Below are 16,932 nucleotides of genomic sequence, written 5' to 3'. Positions count from 1 at the left end.
ATATTGTTATGCGACGGATATTTTCACACCCTAATTCATTTCATTCAATGTATATTTTCAAGAAACTTTGTTGTAAAATTTTTCTTTGTAATATCTTCGATAATAATATCATTAATTGAAGGCACAAGGTTTATATCCTTCAACTCTTTAACCGTCACCCACTTGCAACCTGTGCTCACTGATGAACCTGTAGGATCGTAATCAATTTCTGTCGGAGCTACCACGCCTTTAGATTCATCTATTTCACATCTAAATACGTGACTCAAACTACCCCGTGAACCATATCTATACTCATCTCTTATAGGATTGTACTCATATATGTATAGCATCTCTTTAACATGAACACTCAATCCACTTTCCTCGAGTACTTCCCTAGCTACGGTAGCTCTTAAAGTTTCATCAACTTCAACACCACCCCCAGGAAGATTGTAATATTCTCCATTATTAAATTTATTTAATAACACTTTATCATCTTTAATAACTATAGCTCTTGCACTCAATCTATAATTGCTCATCTTATACTCCTTATTCTTGTTAATCAATAAATATTAGTTTTCAACATAAAAATATCTAATGGTTAGTGTACTATCATTAATTACTTTCCTAAATAAATTTTCCCAATATCAGAAATGGTTTTCTTTATGAAATATCCTTTTCATAGAATATTTTTAATGAATGTACTAGTGTATTACAATTATTGAAAAAAATGTTTATTTTACAATTTATTGTGCAGTTATTGTAAAAATAATATCTCCAAACTCTTCTTTCCATTCTTTATATAATATTTCTGTATTTATAAATAATTTGATACTGCCTTTACTTCTAAAATATTTTATAACATCATATGTAACTTCAATCGCTTCGCAAAAATTCTTTCCAACAGTCTCAAACATAACATCTTTATCTGCAATACCTTTATTAACTACTGTAGCTAATATTTCAATTTCATTTATAATTTTAAATACTCCCAACTTACCAAGTTTAATTACTTCATCTTCGCTTATATTATTATCATCATAATCGTCTTCAATAAATGCATAAGCATTAGAAATGTTTTGTGTATTTTTCCCATTTCCAACTAATTCAGACTCATATTTTTTTAATACTGGAAGCACTTCTTCAGAAAACCTAGTTATATATTCAATAGATTTTTCTACAGATAACCTATATTGAGTCTTTTCACTTTCTTCCTTCATTATTCTTAGCTGCTTATACCCAATAAAAACTGTTAGACCAATTCCAATTCCTGTAATCATATATATTATATTAAGTACCTCTTTTAATATCTCGTACCAAACCAATTTGGATACCTCCAATCAATTTATCCATATTTTTAATTTCATAAATCTTATTACCTTAAAGAACCCCCTCTAGTAAACATATTCATTTCCTTTACTTCATTAAAATACCCTATAATTTTATAATCTGGGCTCATATTATCTATCAAATCGTTATTTCTATATATCTCAATTGGAGCAAATGCATTTAGTATAATCTCTTGATTTGGATATATATTTAATTTATTTGAAACCGCTTCTATTTTAAAACTGTTATCTTTATATCCATTTTTTGTTTTTATAGGTAAACTCACAAATAGTATATTATGTTTTACTAAATATGAGCTATTATTCTGTAATTTTACAGTATAGTTAGTTCCTTCTGGCATTTCATTAATTTCTACTAATTTTACATTAATTTTCTCAATTTCTTGTAGTAACTGCTCTGTATTTTTTGATAATTCTTTTTTGTATCTTATGGTATTATTTGAACATCCTATCATATTGGTTAAGAAAAATAAACTAACAATTAATAAATATAATTTCAATCTTTTTTTTATCATTTTACCTCCTATATAACAAATAATATCTATTATCATCTCTACTTTTTCCCCGACCTAAGAATATGTGTAGTAGCAGCTACAACAACACCAAAACGTATTAATGTTATTACTATCTGTCCCTTGGTGTGGTAATATAAAATTATCGTAGTAGAACCTTATCTGATTCCAAATTGCCAATAATATTAATTTTACTAGGCTTTAAAATCAATAGAATTATTAAGCATCCTAGTATAACTGTTAGAATCCCTTTCATCGATTTATTAAGCACAAAACCACTTCCCTTCTTAACTTATATCTTAATTCATTGTAATAATCCTGTTTAGTGTAATAATCAGTATAGAGAACACCAAATCTTAACCCATATTTAATCTAATACGCTTTCCTTAGATTTCATATCTCCAATAATATTAACTTTTGTTGGTTTAAGAGCAAGTATTGCTAAACAAATACCTATCGAAACCAATAAATACTTCGTAAATCTATCAAACATAAAACCATCTCCTTTGCCATTTATCATATATATCGTAACGTAACATTATGATATACCTAAAAGTTTTAACCCAATTATTAATATTCTTTTATTCAATCTATTATGCCACTTCCTTAATATATACTAATAATTTTTAATAGCACTAAACTCTACTTTATTCTATTTTTAGTTATTGCCTAGTAGTCTAATGTCGCTTACGACACAGAATTTATCTTCATGGTTGTGATTGTACTTGGTGAAGGGATTGATACATAATATAAGAATGATGTATATCACTTTGTATACAGATTATTCTCATAAGCTTTTGCCATTGTTATTAAATCTCATTATTTAACCATTTTTCTAATTCAGAAATTATATCTGCATATCGTCTAATAGCTTTTATTGTTCCTGTTACCTGAGCAGTCCCCATCTGCTGTTCTTTTTCATCAGTACACTCAATGCATAAAGATCGTTTTAAACTATATTCCAACCAACCTAACTTACCTAAAAAACCATTTGCTAAGACCATTCTCCAATTTGCTTGTATTGTTCCATATCTTTTTTTATATCCATTTATAAAAGCAAAAAACCTTTCTTTATCAATGTTTCCTATTTCATTTTCAGACCAGTAAATAGCTGTTTCAATTAATTCTTGCATAGGATTTGTATAATTAGCTGACTCCCAATCAATAATAATAGGATTGTCTTGAGTCCACAAAACATTTTTAGAATCTAAATCCCTATGACTAATAACCATATCTGATGCAAGCTGTTTTGCTGATTTCTTTGCCTGCACATCCCAATCGTAAAGCTTATCAATGGTTTCAATTAACAGGTTAACCCATACTGCATTATTTGCTTGTCCTATTTTTAAATAGTAATTCCAATCTGTTAGCTGTACATTATCTGACCATTCATTAATTATTCCTAACTCTGAAAAATTCGTCATATGTATATCCGCAAGAATACCACCTATTTTTTCACAATGAATGATATTAATTTCATTAGGTTTTAGACTTTTACCATCTACCCAATCGAACACAAGGTAGAATTGCTGGTCTATTTCTTGCAGAAAAGTGCCATTAAATTTAATGGCTGGAAGAGCGGGTATATTTATTAATGCAGTATTTGCAATTCGTTCTGAATTAATAATGTGCTGCATCGCAACAGGTCTAAGCATTATTTGAGGGTTTAATGCTTTAATTGCATATTTCCCTTGTGTGGTTTCAATAGCATACATTCTATGTAAAAGCCCACCCACTATAGCTTCAGGTACACCGATTATCTCCCCAAGTTGTAAGACATTACATAATTTTTCAAATTGCAAATTGTACTGAATATTATTCATCTTATTGTACTCCTCTTTACGTTTTATGTGAATTATATAAATAATCCTTATCACCTTTATATATAAAATAGCTATATAAACTTTTTTCACTAAGTTTACGCTAAATATGTTCCTCTCATTAAACACAATCTTTTACACAAATCTAATAAAGATGCTTTTTTATATCAATATGCTATTTTAAATTATATCCAGAACTCATAATATAATCTAAATATTTCTGAATAGCTTTCTCTTTATCACCTTCTGGTGCAATTATATATAGTTTTTCGTTATATAAACTGATAAAACATTCCTTACCTTTATTAAACAATATAATATCTCCTATAATTTCATCATTTGCATTAGCATTATCATAGTGAACAATTTTTCCAATCCACAACTCATCTTTTTTATTCATTAATAGTATATTTTCAATGATTCTAATACCATCATAACTAATTTCAATTCTATTATTATTATTATTACTATCATTGAGATATGCTTTAATTATAACCTCAACTTGCTTAATATAAAAATTGCTAGTTTTATTATCAACATCTTGATAAAAACCATAGCCTTTTAATTCTAAATCTAATTTATCGTTATTTGAGTAAATCATTAATAAAATCATTACAATTAACAATAAACATACTATATAACTTATCTTCGTTCTTTTCATTTTACCAATCCCCCAAATAATAGCAACATTATTAATAAAATTGGTATCATGTAATATTTTATAAATCACGGGTCATAGTAGTGCACAAGGTATAAAGAAAAACAAATTCAAGCCATTGGTATACACCGTTATTTAATTGTTTATTATCTATTTTAAAATTTTTTCTTTTCCCAATATAATAGAATTATTATAGCTATAATAAATAGAATTAATATTTCATAATGATAAAGAATACCTTAAAAATTAAATTTTCAAATAGTATTAATGTCATACTATCTGCGCCAAAAACATGCTCTGATAATAAACTTATTTAATGTTTTCGCTAAGTAGTTAGAATTAGTATTTAAGTTAAAGTATATATTTGATTTGACTACAAAAAATAGCTAATGAAATGATATTAATGAAACTTAATCTAGTATATGATTAAAATATTATATGACAGCCTTCTTCAATATTATACTCTTATTTACCATAATAGTAAATGGTTAACTGAACCATCTTCTTTTTTTGTAACAAGAATGACTTACGAAATACTATACTTTTTATCATAAACTAACTAAAGTCAAGTATTATAAAAAAAGTTCTAATTAATTGAGTATGTATAACAAAAAAACCTTTAAAACATAAGAAAAGATAAATAATTTTGTGAAAATTTAGTTCATTTTGTTTTATTATTTTTTGCTTTATGATTTTTTTCATATTCCATACACATTTAGTTACAAAAAAATCCAGCCTTCAGCTGGATTTTTTATCTTACTATGGCGCTACATCAAATGGATTTGCATATACTCTTGGGAATTCTTTCTTTTGAGTATATGTTATAATACCTTCATTAGCTATATCTAATGTTCCATTTGAATTAATAGGTATTATTTCTCCAGTTATTTCATATAACATACTATCTTTAGTCACATGAATTCTATTGCCTTCATATCCATTATCCGTAAACCATGATGGTAATACATATTTATTTGTTTCACTTATACTTTCAACATCCGTTGTATTGACACTTGATGAATCTATATATTGAGTACTTCGCTTATACCCTGAACTCAACGACAACCAATTTTTGAATTTGGCTACCAATGACAAGGACTTACTTTTATTTTTTACTGTTGTCCTTTCAGTAGTTGAACTTACTGCAATTTCTTTTGATATTGATATTGTCTGCTCTAAACCTGGAAGTACCGGTTCTCCAACTTGCTCTCCTGGCAACGAAATTGAATGATATACATTTGTAAGCGGACTTTCTTGTATTACTAGTTTGTAATATTGATTATTATCATATATTATTTCTTCCATACCACTTGGAACTAAATGAACAGGTTTGTTTAAGTTAAATTCATTTGGTCCATCTATTGTCCAAGGCATAACAACACCTTCTACTACTGGCCAATAGAATTTATACTCAACTATAGTATTACAATCAGGATTGTATGGTTTGTAATATCCTTCATCTACCATTAAATTCCATAAATTTCTGCCACAATGTCCTGTGCGTCCATTTGCTAAAACAACATGTACTATATCATTATCTTCCTCTGGATATTCTTCAAGGAAAGGAAGAAACATATCGCAGCCATTTAGGATTTTGTTACAGCATGCACATCTATATACACCATCATAGGGTTGTTTTGTTTTATAAGTATTAATAACAGAAGTATATCCAAAGTTTTTGTCACTTGTCGCACCATCAACAATTATTTCTGCTACTATATCATAAACATAATAGTTTGTAAAAGTGTAGAAATCTGCTGAGTTACATCCTTCAAATTGAGGTAAGTTTGGAACTTTATAAGTTTTAGTATATTCACTTTCTGTCTTGTTTATTTTAGTATTTGTGTTACTAGTTGAATAAGTTTTATCAAATGAGAAATCTGCTGAAAAACTAAAAGATGTGAATGATTTCAACACTTTTTGTATAGTACTTGCCATTTTATCATTGCTTGTTATACCTAATCCAAATGAAAATGAACTATTTTTCTTTTTAACACTGGATGTACCCACTGTTTTTTGATGGATGTTACTTTGTGTTGTTGTACTGGTTTGTCCATTAGCTATAGATTTTATTCTCTGTAGCCCTGTATATGGCAAACTATTTGTCTCTTCTTCATTTAATGTTGCACTAATTATTTTTAATTTATTTTTCACACCATCTACATAAAATGTTTCATATGTCCCAGGTAAAGATATACTAGGAGTAGCATTATAACTGCTTTTTTCTACAAATCCATTATTCTCTTTGTCTAGAACGTAATATACTGGTTTATCATTACTGATTGCAACAGAACTATTATTAAATGGAGCTATCACCAACAATATACATAATATAAACAAAACAATTTTCTGAACGTTTTTCATAATATCCCCCTTTTTTTACACGACAATAAAACCATAAAAGTTTTATAGTCATAATATACAAAAGAGGCCTCTTCAGTTACATTTTACCATATAAATCTACTTTTTTCAATATATTAGTAAAATAATCACTAGTAGTAAAAATTGGTATGTTTTTTATGTAATTACTACTGTTCGCTATTTATTATGTCTTTTACCATATTTTACTTATATTTTCCATAATAAATATTTAAGTGGCATTCTTCCTTTTTTACATAAAAAATATACAGTTAACTAACTGCATATTTCAGTAGTACCATATTTCTTTTTATTTGTTGAAATCACTCATACTTTAATAGCTTGCTTTAAAATACCAGATTTTTGTATTCTATAAATAACAAAATATTGAACCCTTATATTGTTCAGACTGATGTACCAAAAAACATCATGAATAATTTTGCCACTTTAAATCATAATCATTTGGGAGCTTCTTTTCAATAAGGTCTAAAACTTTACGTTTTTAGTTAATCATTAGTCTCTTGGTAAATTACTATTATTTTTAATTTCTTTGACTTCTTCGTCCAGCTCATTCATTTTTTTCTTTATTTCTTTTATCTGACCAAGACTAGACATTCCATAAATGAAGCCCATTGACCCTAAACTCATACCGATTATCCCAAAAACAAAACTCATAGATTCCACTATTTTATCCTCCTTAAAATGTTTATTTTATTATAGTTCTTACGATTTTGAAATACATGTTGAATACGGAAATAACCGATTAGTTAAAGTTTTCATTTAAGAATTTCAAGATTGCCAAAGAAAATTCAGTATCTTCTATTGGATTTTCAAAATATTCAGTATAGCAAATAAAGTGTTCATCGCCTTCTCTTTCAAATATTTGAATGTTATCTTGTTCTTTAGCCTTAACAATTAATCGTTCAAAACTTGCATAAGGAACTTGTGAATCCTCTGTAGAATGTGCTAATAGGGCTGGTCTTCCATTGAGCTTTTGTATCTCTTCTAAAGGATTAATGTCTAACTTATTAAATCCATACGTAAATCCCATATATATACTTACAAATGGTTTTTCAATTGTAACCATGAATGAAGGAATTCCCATATTAACCATATTATCACAAAATGCATCTTGCCATGATGAATATGCAGAACAACTAATTAACCCATCAATTTCTGGTATTTCTCCTATTGAGTTAATTGCTGTTGAACCTCCCATAGAAGTTCCCCAAACAACTATTGGTACATCTTTATAATTTTTATTACCTTTAATATACTTAACACCTGCTTTTACATCAAGATATTCATCCATTCCCAAACATACTTTATCTCCATCGCTATCACCGTGAGCTCTCATTTCAATTAATAGTGAAGCATAATTATTATCCTTCAACATTTTTGAATATCCCCAAAAAGCTGTAACTGATGGATTTTGAATACCAGACAGCAGTATAACAATTGCTTTTGGCTTTTCAGTATTAACTTCCCATGCAGCAATAGAAAGGCCGTCCTCTGTTGTTAGATTTATAGATTCTGATTTTAAACCATATTCATTTGAAGAATAAACCTCTACATCCATGTGAGAATTAACCATGTCACTCATTACCAAAGCTGGAATTGCAGAAAATATACCAATAAGAATACATAGTAAAATCGAAATCACGGCAATTATTATCTTCTTCTTTTTTGATATCTTATTCTTTTTCAATATCCAACCCCCTTAATAATAAAATATTTTATTAGACTAGTGTTCAATATCGTATAAAGTTTCTGGTTAGCAACGCCTTCGAGCTTTACAAGGAGTCGCTCATGGCTATGAGCCTGAGAACGCCTACTATGAAGACAGGTTCAGTAACCCTATCTTAATATTTTTTTAATCATATCAATAGACTTAATTATTTTTACGTCTTTATCTACCACTTCAAGAATAATTTTTCCATCAAAACCACATAACACATTATTAAAAATGTAATCAAAATCCAATTCACCGTCACCAATTGGTAAGTGCTCATGAGTCACATCAAAATGTTTATCAGCAATATGTAACATTTTTGGTTTCTTAATAGCTACTATCTTATTAAGATGATCATAATTATCAATATGTGCAATATCCAGCAATAATTCTACGCCTATATTTTTTGAATATAGGGTATTTATTTCATCTGCATCATAATTAATAGGGTCTAATCTACTATTGTTCTCTACAAATAGCGTAATACCTTCTTCCTTAAATAAACGATTTGCTTCTGAAACTTTTTCACTCAGCTTAATAATTGTAGTTTTTGTTATTTTCTCACTCTTACATACAGGGTGAATTATTACTTCATCATGAGTTAAGTTCTTCAAAATTTTTATTATCTTCGGAACATGTTCTTCAAATTCATTTATATCTAACAAAGCATGTATAATAACAGGAAATTTGCTATTTAGAATAACTTCTTCCTTTGGTTCTGGAACTTTATCTAATACTATCTCTCCGTTAGCATACCATATTTGCATGAAATCGAACCCATTTTCCTTTGAAAATTCAACTTCATCTTCATAGTTATTAAACCATCTAATACTTCTTCCATACTGTATCATTTTAATCTCCCTTTTTTCTCACTATCTATCCATTAAAAAAAGCCATTATTAAGATTTCTATAATCTTATGGACTTCTTCTTATTAAACTATACACAAGGATAAAATTCTTCTATCTTTTTTCCCACATGGTGGCTGTAGCAAATGGTCGCATTCCAATACTATAATAGAACTGTTGTGAAGACCCTACCAAAACCTTCTTTGCGCCTAGTTTTCCCACACGTTTTATCCCCTCTAAAACCGCAGCTTTCCCGAGTCCCATTTTTCGATAATCAGGATCAGTTGCTACTGGTTCTATAACTGCAAAGCCAGCTACCGGATCATACCACATACCACAATACGCAACAAAATTTCCGTTTGGTCCAATAACCGCTATTTTAAGACTTAAATCAACATTAGGGCGAATTATTTCAGTTTCTTTCATCTGTTCTTCTTCTTTTGTAAAATGGAATTCACCTTCTCCATTTAATTCATGATTAAACCCTTTCCACAACACACGACCATATTGATATAAGTCAAAGGTTTCTTGCATACTTGTAACATGAAATCCTTCAGGCAATTTATATGTTGTAGAAGTTTTATCCAAATAAAATATTGCGTCACTTTCTTTCTTATCCGTAGCTACAAAACCCAACTCAGCAGCAATATCCTGAAAATCATAGTCATTATCTGAAATTATCACTCCAAACTGCTGACCCTTCGAAAGATTATCTGTTGCATATAGCAACATCTCTTTTTTCAAATATCCATATTCGGGTAAGGCTAGACAAAAAGCTTGGCCTAATTGACAATCAAAAGTTGCTATCCCTACAATATCTTCATTTTCCTCCCAAATACCGATTTTGCTTACCGCTGACTTATCCAGATACCCATGAGTTACCATCCAATCCCATCTTGTATATGTAAATTCTGCATACCCCAATTTAATAAAAAAATCTCTTACCATATGATAGTCTTTTGTAATACCAGGTTGTTTTGTATAATTTCTAAACTCAACTGACATACTATACCTCCCATTAATTACTAAAATATCTATATCTCACATACTACAGATAATATTGCCTAACATTTCTTCAAATTAATAAATACTATATACATCATATATCCGATTATCGCGCCTAATACATTTTAATACAATATCATCTACATCAAAATTTCCCAAGATTTGTTACTAGCTAAAACATCCTAATTTTGTATAATTGCTTTCATCATTTCTAATACCTATTTATCATATATACCTACTAACTAAAAACACTATTAATATGGTCACTGCATAATTCAACACTGCTTCAATTTTTCCACCAGTAGTCATAGTTATTATAAACCTTATATTTTTTTTACATGGAAAAAATAATTCAATTCCACGCTTTGTAAACATATCTGATATTAAATGTGAAACATATCCTATGACCAACCCATTGTAAAACCATAGATTATGATCTCTGAGTGAAAGAACTGCAACTGAAATAATTCCTAAAGCTAATAAGCTATGTGTAAAACCTCTATGATGTGCAAAACCTAGCAATGCTATATACAGTGCTCCAAAATACAAATATTTTAATTTATACGAATACCCTGCGCTTACAAGTATTGCTCCTATTAGAACATAACAAAGCTTCTTGAATAACTTATTCTTCACAGGTAGTAAATTGCTAATCTTACTTTTATCATGATCTAAATCTGGTATTAAAGCGCCTACAGCCGCTCCTATAGTCATCATAGCTGTTGTATCGATTCCTGGTTGTTTTCTCGCTATTAGTAATGCTACTGCTGCTCCTATTCCCATGTGTGTCTTACCTTGCATTACATGCCTCCAATTATGTCATGATTTATTTAATTTTACCTAATTTATCTAATGGCCAAAATCTAAATATAGCTTTTCCTTCTATGCTTTTTATATCTACAAATCCAAATTCTCTACTATCTGAACTTCTTTGTCTATTATCTCCCATTGCAAAAACTTTACCTTCTGGTACAACAGCAGGTAACTTAAAACGTCCCTCAAATGTACTACCCTTAACATAAGGTTCATTTAATTCTACACCATTAATATAAACTTTATTATTTTTTATCATTACCTCATCACCTGCTACAGCAATGACTCTTTTTACATATCTGTTTCTTCTAACCTTCTTTGTAAATTTCATAGTTAAGTCTTCTATAACATTACTAATTCTATCTTTGAAACCATTTCTTACTTCACCTTGTAAAAAAACTATTATATCTCCAGCTTTTGGTTCAGAAAAATGATATTTAATTTTATCTAAATACAATCTATCATTTTGTATCAATGTATTTTCCATAGACCATTGTTTAACTTGTGTTATTCCATATACTTCACTATTCAATAACACAACTATTATTACTACTCCTAATAAATATGCTATCCATTCAATTATTTCTCTTAAAATACTCTTGCTTTTATTCATTTTTCCCCTCCTGTTATATGTATTATTGCACGTTTATAGCAGCAAAATTAACTGATATACCAATAATACCACTGTATCTATATTTTGTAAACAACTACACTGATTTCAGTATGAACAATATGTATATAATTTATAATTACTTGCCTTGCTCATATAAGTTTTAAAGTACAAAACCTTCGTTCTAAATTAAATATATAAAAAGATTATGCCTCTCCAGATTTTATAACATTTAAAAATTTCCTCTGCTTATAAAAAATCACACAAATCATTTTTATAATAAAATACCTGAAAAAATATATTATATATTATTCAATTTTATATAGATAATTTGGGTTGAATGTGTTATTATATTTTTGGTCTAAGGAGGTGGGTAATTTTATGTATACGATAATAGGTGGAATATTGACTAGTCTAGGCATTATACTTTGGCTAATAAATATGTTTGATTCTTTTAAATTACATAATAACACATCAATTGATGTTTCTAATAGCCTACACATTTAAGATATTATTAAATCTATACTGAAATCATAAAAAGACGATACAAAAACAACCGTCTTTTTATTATATCCCTAATTTAACATACCATGTCATTGGTATGAATTTAGATAAAACATTGGTAAATTTAAAGATACTGCTAATCATTTCTGTACCTAATATTATTGACATCAAAAATAACATCTGACATGCTAACATATAACTCTTCTTAGTAGTAAACAATCTTGAAATAATTATCATAACTATCCATGTACAACATATATATACTATAGTTGATACCAATGCTACAATGAATAGTTTGATGTTTTGATAATGCCCAAGTATTAAATATGTTATTGTATACGGAATCATTATATTAATATATGAAGCAATCATATATGCACTATAGTATTTTAATTTGCCTATTCCCGCAAAACTAAGTCTACTAATAACCCCTCTACTATTATCATCTACAATACCTTTACAGCGATTTATAATCATAAATAAAATTGTAATTCCCCAAATAATAGTAAAAATGTGTTTGCTATTATCACATGTATTCTCTATATTTACATTTTTAACAGAATGAATTTTGACATCAAGTATATTATTCTCCCTAGAATTATAAAATAAATCTCTTAATTCGTCCATATTATAATCAGGTGTTATTTTTTTTATTCTATCTTCAATATCTTTTAACATCCAACTACGCACCACTATTAAGCTTACCCTATCATTTACCCACTTTATAGCAGTTGAATCCACTTCCTTATTAGCAACTAATATATTACTGAACTCTCCATTTTCTAGCTTGTTCTGGAAGCCTTTTTTTATCTCATATACAACATCATACTTACCCCTACTCAAAAGTCTCATACTTTTATCTATATCATCTTCAACTATTAAATTCACCTGTTTGTTGTTTTTTATATTATTAATTAGATCTTTTGACATGTCCGTATTATCATAGTCAATAATAGCAATATCAAATAATGTCTTGCTATCATGCCATTCTTTAAAAACACTACAAATAGCTAAAATTGCTACAGAAATAAGTATGAGCGCCATTATATTAGATTTACTAATCAACTGGCTCTTAAATTTATATTTTAATATTCTTATCATTTTACACACTCTCTCTTTCTGTGAGCTAAATACAGCAAGAACATGAATAATACCAAATAGATAATAAATACTATAGTCTTTAATATAGTAAATCGTGAATTTAATATAGCATTATGTCCTATTGTAATAAAATTCACTTTACTCATATATTTAAATACGCTATTCATAGAAGTAAGTGGTATTATAATCCCACTAGCATAAATCATACATGTCCAAAATGTAAACATTGTAATATTCCTAAATATATTGTTATCTGCAAATACATGGAAAACCATAACTATTAGATTGATAATCAAATTAATCCCAACAACATAAAGTGCAGTCTTAAAAACATCTACATAAGAAAATGTTCTTAGTATTATAGTAAATAGAATTTCAAAAGACATTAGTATAATACTTACAAATAACGTACCTACTAAAACCTTGGCAGCATAAATATCCCACCATTTATAACCACTAAAAAATATCCTTGTAATTCTACCTTTGTTAAAATCATCTATAATATCAGCCTGATATAATATTGTAAGAATAATAGCTATAAGAATTAATGCAGATGTAAAATAATAGTTTATTAAAGAACCACTATATTTATCCAAATCTACAGAATCTTCAAATACGCTACCTCTTATTAGAAAAGTGCTCATATAATTTAAGGCAATATTATTTAATTCATCTAATCGCTCATCAAAATTATGTCCATTTGCTTTCATTACGTTCCAATAAACCATTGCTCCATGTTGCCCTTCGTTTAAAACCTCAACTAAACTATTTATATACTCTACAAGGAACTTTACAGTTATATTTGTTTCATCATTTATATATAAGTCAAATGATGTATTTTGTCCATTATTTAATATATCAGTAGTCCCTTTCTTAACATTTATAATAGCTACTACTTCATTCGCTTTTAGAAGCTCTAACCCTTCTTCTAAAGTAACATCTTCAAATTCTATAATATCTTTGAGCTTATTGTTCGTTATATTACCTATCAAAGTACTTACTTCAATTGAGTTATCTTCTATTGCTAAGGCAACCTTTGAATCTAGTTTGAAATTTTTATTATTGTATAAAAATTCAAACATGTTAACAAAAATGATAAGCACCAAGGCTAATAAAACAACATTTGAAATGTGGTTAAAAATGCGTTTTATCTCCATTTTTATTAACATGTACAATTTTTTGTATTCATATCTTAGATTTAACTTCATCATTAAAATCTCCAAAATATTCTTGTCTTCCATTTTTAATAATCAACAGTTTATTACATGTGTTTTCTAAGAACTCTATTAAATGACTTGTAATAACTACAATTTTACCACTACCACTTAACTCATTGATTATACTTTCTATATCTCTTCTAACCGTATAATCAACACCTACAACAGGTTCATCCATCAATATAAATTTAGGATTAGTTATTAAAGCAATACCAATATTTACTCTTCTTTTTGTTCCACCAGATAATTTAGATACTTTAGTATTTAAGTTATCTACCAAACTTAATTTTTCAGCTATATACATTGCTTGATCAATATTTTCTTTATTTGAAGAACTTGAAGCTGAAAACAAAAGAAAATTATCTTTTATAGTTAGTTCTTCATACAGTGCAACTTCTTGAGGTACATATCCTATGTTTCTCTTTAAATTATCTGTGCATAATTTATCATCTATAAAATAAGACACCTTACCTGATGAAGGTTTTAATACTGTAGATATTATAGATATCAATGTGGATTTGCCGGTCCCATTAGGACCGACAATACCCAAAACATCTCCATCTGTTAATTTAAAGCTTATATCCTGCAAAATATCTTTATTTCGTATTTTCTTAGATATATTTTCAACACTTATCAAATCTACATTCCCATTCCTTGTAACATAAATGGTAACATAAGTTTCATTTGAGCAAAATACATATCTACAGAATTAATAATTGTATCACTTTCTTCTTTAGGTAATATCTTAGATTCTTCTTTTATATCTTTAACTATTTCTTCTATAGCTTCTCCACCTAAAATCTCTCCAAGGTTTTTAATTACTTCATTAGTTAACTCTTGAGTTAAACTTTCGTTATTTTCTAGATCCATAATATTTATTTTGTTATTAGCATCATCTTTTATATCAACTTTTACATCTTCACCAAATGCATTTATTGTGAAAATTTCTTTTACTTTTACCATTTCAATCTGCATATCAAGTTCCACTTGTCTCATCATGTTGTCATTGTCAATAGAAACTATTATATCGCTTGACATTTTTTCTAGTTCTTCATTATTCTTAGGTAGCATAGAAATTTCTTTAAGCTCTTTTAATAATTCTTCTAGTGCTTTATCCCATTCAGTATCTATACTATTTTCAATTTCTTTCATACCTTCTTTGAATTCATTTTCAGTTATATCAAATTTTTCATAATCTTTATTTTCTAATACAAGTTTTTCTAAATCATTTATTCTTGCTTTTACAAGTGCTTTAACTGCTTTATCATCTTTAGCAACCTCAATTAATTTTGCATAAACATCATAGATATCTAAAATTTCAACATTTACTTTATATTTAGTAACCTTAACATTTTTCTCTTTTCCATATACATCTACAGTTATAGTATCATTATCTAATTTTTCAACTTTTCCTTGTAAATAATTATAGATAACATCACTATAAGTTTTAGAATTCTTAGCTACTTCATTATATAAGTCATCTTTTTTACTTAATACATCTAAGTACTCTTTTAGATTAATATCTTTTATAGGAAAATCTATTCCCTCATCTTGTAGCACTTGTTGTAAATCAAATGATAATGTTTTCTCAGTTAACTTTGGCATCACAAAACCAATTTCCCAAGGTTTTGCATAAAATGTTCCATCTAGTATAGCTTTCTTATTATAGTATAAACCTATACCAGCATCCATTTTAAATAAATCCTCGCTATCATTAGATATTACATTAACCTTATACATTAAAGCAAGCTTATCTAACAATGTATTAGCATACTTTGCCATTGCTGCTGAATCACTTGTATACTGCTCAAAAATATTCTGCTCAACAGCTATTTTTTCATCAAGCTGTACCTTTACAGCAACATCTGCATTAATATTACTTTGTGTATTCGCATTCCATGCACCTGCCATTATATGTTTAACAGGATCTTTTATAACATCTTTGTTCATCATAGAGTAACCAACAACACCAGCTACTATTACGACTACTGCAAGAATACCAATTAGAACTTTTTTATTCATTTCTTTGCCCCCTTTTAATTTTGTCGATATGACTATGATATGTTGCTACAACATCATACAGTTATAACTTTATTTTGTCAAGTAACAACATCAAATAAAAATTATTCAAAATATTCATACGTTCAAACATATTTTTTGTTTTATCAATATAACATCCTAAAATTATATCTATGCGTATAAACAATAATTTGTGTTTCAATTTGTAAAGATTTTTAATTGAGTCTATAGTCCTAAATTTACAATCGTTTAATTCATATTTTCTCATAAAATATTTCATTGTCTGTAATGTTATATAATCTTTATTCATTTTTTCTAGCTATATAACCTTAACCCAGATTATTCATAGAAAATTAAATACTCTACTGCATCCTTCTGATTAGAAGATACTCATTAAATTCTCGACATACC

18 protein-coding genes are annotated in these 16,932 nt (G+C 28.0%); 1 reads left to right on the top strand and 17 read right to left on the bottom strand.

Going from position 1 to position 16,932, the window contains the following annotated elements; genetic code table 11:
* Window positions 1–44: 44 nt before the first annotated feature.
* The 13 genes from AYC61_RS12040 to lepB all read right to left on the bottom strand — a co-directional run bounded on the left by AYC61_RS12040 (window position 45) and on the right by lepB (window position 11,683).
* Window positions 45–515, bottom strand: a complete 471-nt coding sequence (locus AYC61_RS12040; protein ID WP_066502529.1) for an NUDIX domain-containing protein — start codon at window positions 513–515, stop codon at window positions 45–47.
* 207 nt (window positions 516–722) lie between these two features.
* The gene (locus tag AYC61_RS12035) at window positions 723–1,301 is read right to left on the bottom strand and encodes a DUF4760 domain-containing protein (protein WP_066502527.1); all 579 of its coding nucleotides are present in this window, start codon (window positions 1,299–1,301) and stop codon (window positions 723–725) included.
* 50 nt (window positions 1,302–1,351) lie between these two features.
* Complete coding sequence (locus tag AYC61_RS12030) at window positions 1,352–1,840, bottom strand: hypothetical protein (protein ID WP_066502516.1); 489 nt, start codon at window positions 1,838–1,840, stop codon at window positions 1,352–1,354.
* Between the two features lie 364 nt (window positions 1,841–2,204).
* On the bottom strand, window positions 2,205–2,330 hold the full coding sequence (locus AYC61_RS22055; RefSeq protein ID WP_275935243.1) for a hypothetical protein: 126 nt from the start codon (window positions 2,328–2,330) through the stop codon (window positions 2,205–2,207).
* 316 nt (window positions 2,331–2,646) lie between these two features.
* Complete coding sequence (locus AYC61_RS12025) at window positions 2,647–3,660, bottom strand: phosphotransferase (protein WP_066502514.1); 1,014 nt, start codon at window positions 3,658–3,660, stop codon at window positions 2,647–2,649.
* Between the two features lie 172 nt (window positions 3,661–3,832).
* Entirely contained in the window at window positions 3,833–4,318 is a 486-nt protein-coding gene (locus AYC61_RS12020) for a hypothetical protein (protein ID WP_066502511.1), read from the bottom strand.
* Between the two features lie 756 nt (window positions 4,319–5,074).
* Entirely contained in the window at window positions 5,075–6,679 is a 1,605-nt protein-coding gene (locus tag AYC61_RS12015) for a hypothetical protein (protein ID WP_066502505.1), read from the bottom strand.
* Window positions 6,680–7,186: 507 nt separating this feature from the next.
* Window positions 7,187–7,357 (bottom strand): hypothetical protein, encoded by a 171-nt coding sequence (locus AYC61_RS21695; protein WP_202906832.1) that lies wholly within the window; start codon window positions 7,355–7,357, stop codon window positions 7,187–7,189.
* A gap of 79 nt (window positions 7,358–7,436) precedes the next feature.
* Window positions 7,437–8,381, bottom strand: a complete 945-nt coding sequence (locus tag AYC61_RS12010) for an alpha/beta hydrolase (RefSeq protein WP_066502501.1) — start codon at window positions 8,379–8,381, stop codon at window positions 7,437–7,439.
* Between the two features lie 149 nt (window positions 8,382–8,530).
* On the bottom strand, window positions 8,531–9,256 hold the full coding sequence (locus AYC61_RS12005) for a sugar phosphate isomerase/epimerase family protein (protein WP_066502500.1): 726 nt from the start codon (window positions 9,254–9,256) through the stop codon (window positions 8,531–8,533).
* 110 nt (window positions 9,257–9,366) lie between these two features.
* Complete coding sequence (locus tag AYC61_RS12000) at window positions 9,367–10,257, bottom strand: GNAT family N-acetyltransferase (RefSeq protein ID WP_066502499.1); 891 nt, start codon at window positions 10,255–10,257, stop codon at window positions 9,367–9,369.
* A 225-nt stretch (window positions 10,258–10,482) separates the two neighbouring features.
* Entirely contained in the window at window positions 10,483–11,058 is a 576-nt protein-coding gene (locus AYC61_RS11995) for a metal-dependent hydrolase (protein ID WP_066502496.1), read from the bottom strand.
* Window positions 11,059–11,083: 25 nt separating this feature from the next.
* Window positions 11,084–11,683 carry a signal peptidase I gene (lepB, locus tag AYC61_RS11990; RefSeq protein ID WP_066502495.1) on the bottom strand — a complete coding sequence of 200 codons (600 nt, stop codon included), beginning with the start codon at window positions 11,681–11,683 and terminating at the stop codon, window positions 11,084–11,086.
* A 378-nt stretch (window positions 11,684–12,061) separates the two neighbouring features.
* Between lepB and AYC61_RS22050 the strand changes: the two genes are divergently transcribed.
* Window positions 12,062–12,187 carry a hypothetical protein gene (locus tag AYC61_RS22050; RefSeq protein ID WP_275935242.1) on the top strand — a complete coding sequence of 42 codons (126 nt, stop codon included), beginning with the start codon at window positions 12,062–12,064 and terminating at the stop codon, window positions 12,185–12,187.
* Window positions 12,188–12,247: 60 nt separating this feature from the next.
* Here AYC61_RS22050 and AYC61_RS11985 read toward each other — a convergent pair whose 3' ends face one another.
* The 4 genes from AYC61_RS11985 to AYC61_RS11970 are packed head-to-tail and all read right to left on the bottom strand — an operon-like array spanning window position 12,248 to window position 16,524.
* A complete protein-coding gene (locus AYC61_RS11985) occupies window positions 12,248–13,285 on the bottom strand; it encodes an ABC transporter permease (RefSeq protein WP_066502494.1) in 1,038 nt (345 codons plus the stop codon).
* Window positions 13,282–14,442 (bottom strand): ABC transporter permease, encoded by a 1,161-nt coding sequence (locus tag AYC61_RS11980; RefSeq protein ID WP_275935248.1) that lies wholly within the window; start codon window positions 14,440–14,442, stop codon window positions 13,282–13,284. The genes AYC61_RS11985 and AYC61_RS11980 overlap by 4 nt, the downstream gene beginning before the upstream one ends.
* A gap of 28 nt (window positions 14,443–14,470) precedes the next feature.
* Entirely contained in the window at window positions 14,471–15,139 is a 669-nt protein-coding gene (locus AYC61_RS11975) for an ABC transporter ATP-binding protein (protein ID WP_066502491.1), read from the bottom strand.
* Window positions 15,140–15,141: 2 nt separating this feature from the next.
* On the bottom strand, window positions 15,142–16,524 hold the full coding sequence (locus AYC61_RS11970) for a hypothetical protein (RefSeq protein WP_066502488.1): 1,383 nt from the start codon (window positions 16,522–16,524) through the stop codon (window positions 15,142–15,144).
* Window positions 16,525–16,932: the final 408 nt, after the last annotated feature.

The sequence above is a fragment of the Abyssisolibacter fermentans genome, assembly GCF_001559865.1.
Lineage (GTDB): Bacteria > Bacillota > Clostridia > Tissierellales > MCWD3 > Abyssisolibacter > Abyssisolibacter fermentans.
This window is presented reverse-complemented; position numbering and strand designations above follow the sequence as displayed.

Bases quoted from the DNA above. Each gene is read 5' to 3' on its own strand.
- AYC61_RS12040 (WP_066502529.1), bottom strand. From the start codon at position 515: ATGAGCAATTATAGATTGAGTGCAAGAGCTATAGTTATTAAAGATGAT.
- AYC61_RS12030 (WP_066502516.1), bottom strand. From the start codon at position 1,840: ATGATAAAAAAAAGATTGAAATTATATTTATTAATTGTTAGTTTATTT.
- AYC61_RS22055 (WP_275935243.1), bottom strand. From the start codon at position 2,330: ATGTTTGATAGATTTACGAAGTATTTATTGGTTTCGATAGGTATTTGT.
- AYC61_RS12025 (WP_066502514.1), bottom strand. From the start codon at position 3,660: ATGAATAATATTCAGTACAATTTGCAATTTGAAAAATTATGTAATGTC.
- AYC61_RS12020 (WP_066502511.1), bottom strand. From the start codon at position 4,318: ATGAAAAGAACGAAGATAAGTTATATAGTATGTTTATTGTTAATTGTA.
- AYC61_RS12015 (WP_066502505.1), bottom strand. From the start codon at position 6,679: ATGAAAAACGTTCAGAAAATTGTTTTGTTTATATTATGTATATTGTTG.
- AYC61_RS12005 (WP_066502500.1), bottom strand. From the start codon at position 9,256: ATGATACAGTATGGAAGAAGTATTAGATGGTTTAATAACTATGAAGAT.
- AYC61_RS12000 (WP_066502499.1), bottom strand. From the start codon at position 10,257: ATGTCAGTTGAGTTTAGAAATTATACAAAACAACCTGGTATTACAAAA.
- AYC61_RS11995 (WP_066502496.1), bottom strand. From the start codon at position 11,058: ATGCAAGGTAAGACACACATGGGAATAGGAGCAGCAGTAGCATTACTA.
- lepB (WP_066502495.1), bottom strand. From the start codon at position 11,683: ATGAATAAAAGCAAGAGTATTTTAAGAGAAATAATTGAATGGATAGCA.
- AYC61_RS22050 (WP_275935242.1), top strand. From the start codon at position 12,062: ATGTATACGATAATAGGTGGAATATTGACTAGTCTAGGCATTATACTT.
- AYC61_RS11985 (WP_066502494.1), bottom strand. From the start codon at position 13,285: ATGATAAGAATATTAAAATATAAATTTAAGAGCCAGTTGATTAGTAAA.
- AYC61_RS11980 (WP_275935248.1), bottom strand. From the start codon at position 14,442: ATGGAGATAAAACGCATTTTTAACCACATTTCAAATGTTGTTTTATTA.
- AYC61_RS11970 (WP_066502488.1), bottom strand. From the start codon at position 16,524: ATGAATAAAAAAGTTCTAATTGGTATTCTTGCAGTAGTCGTAATAGTA.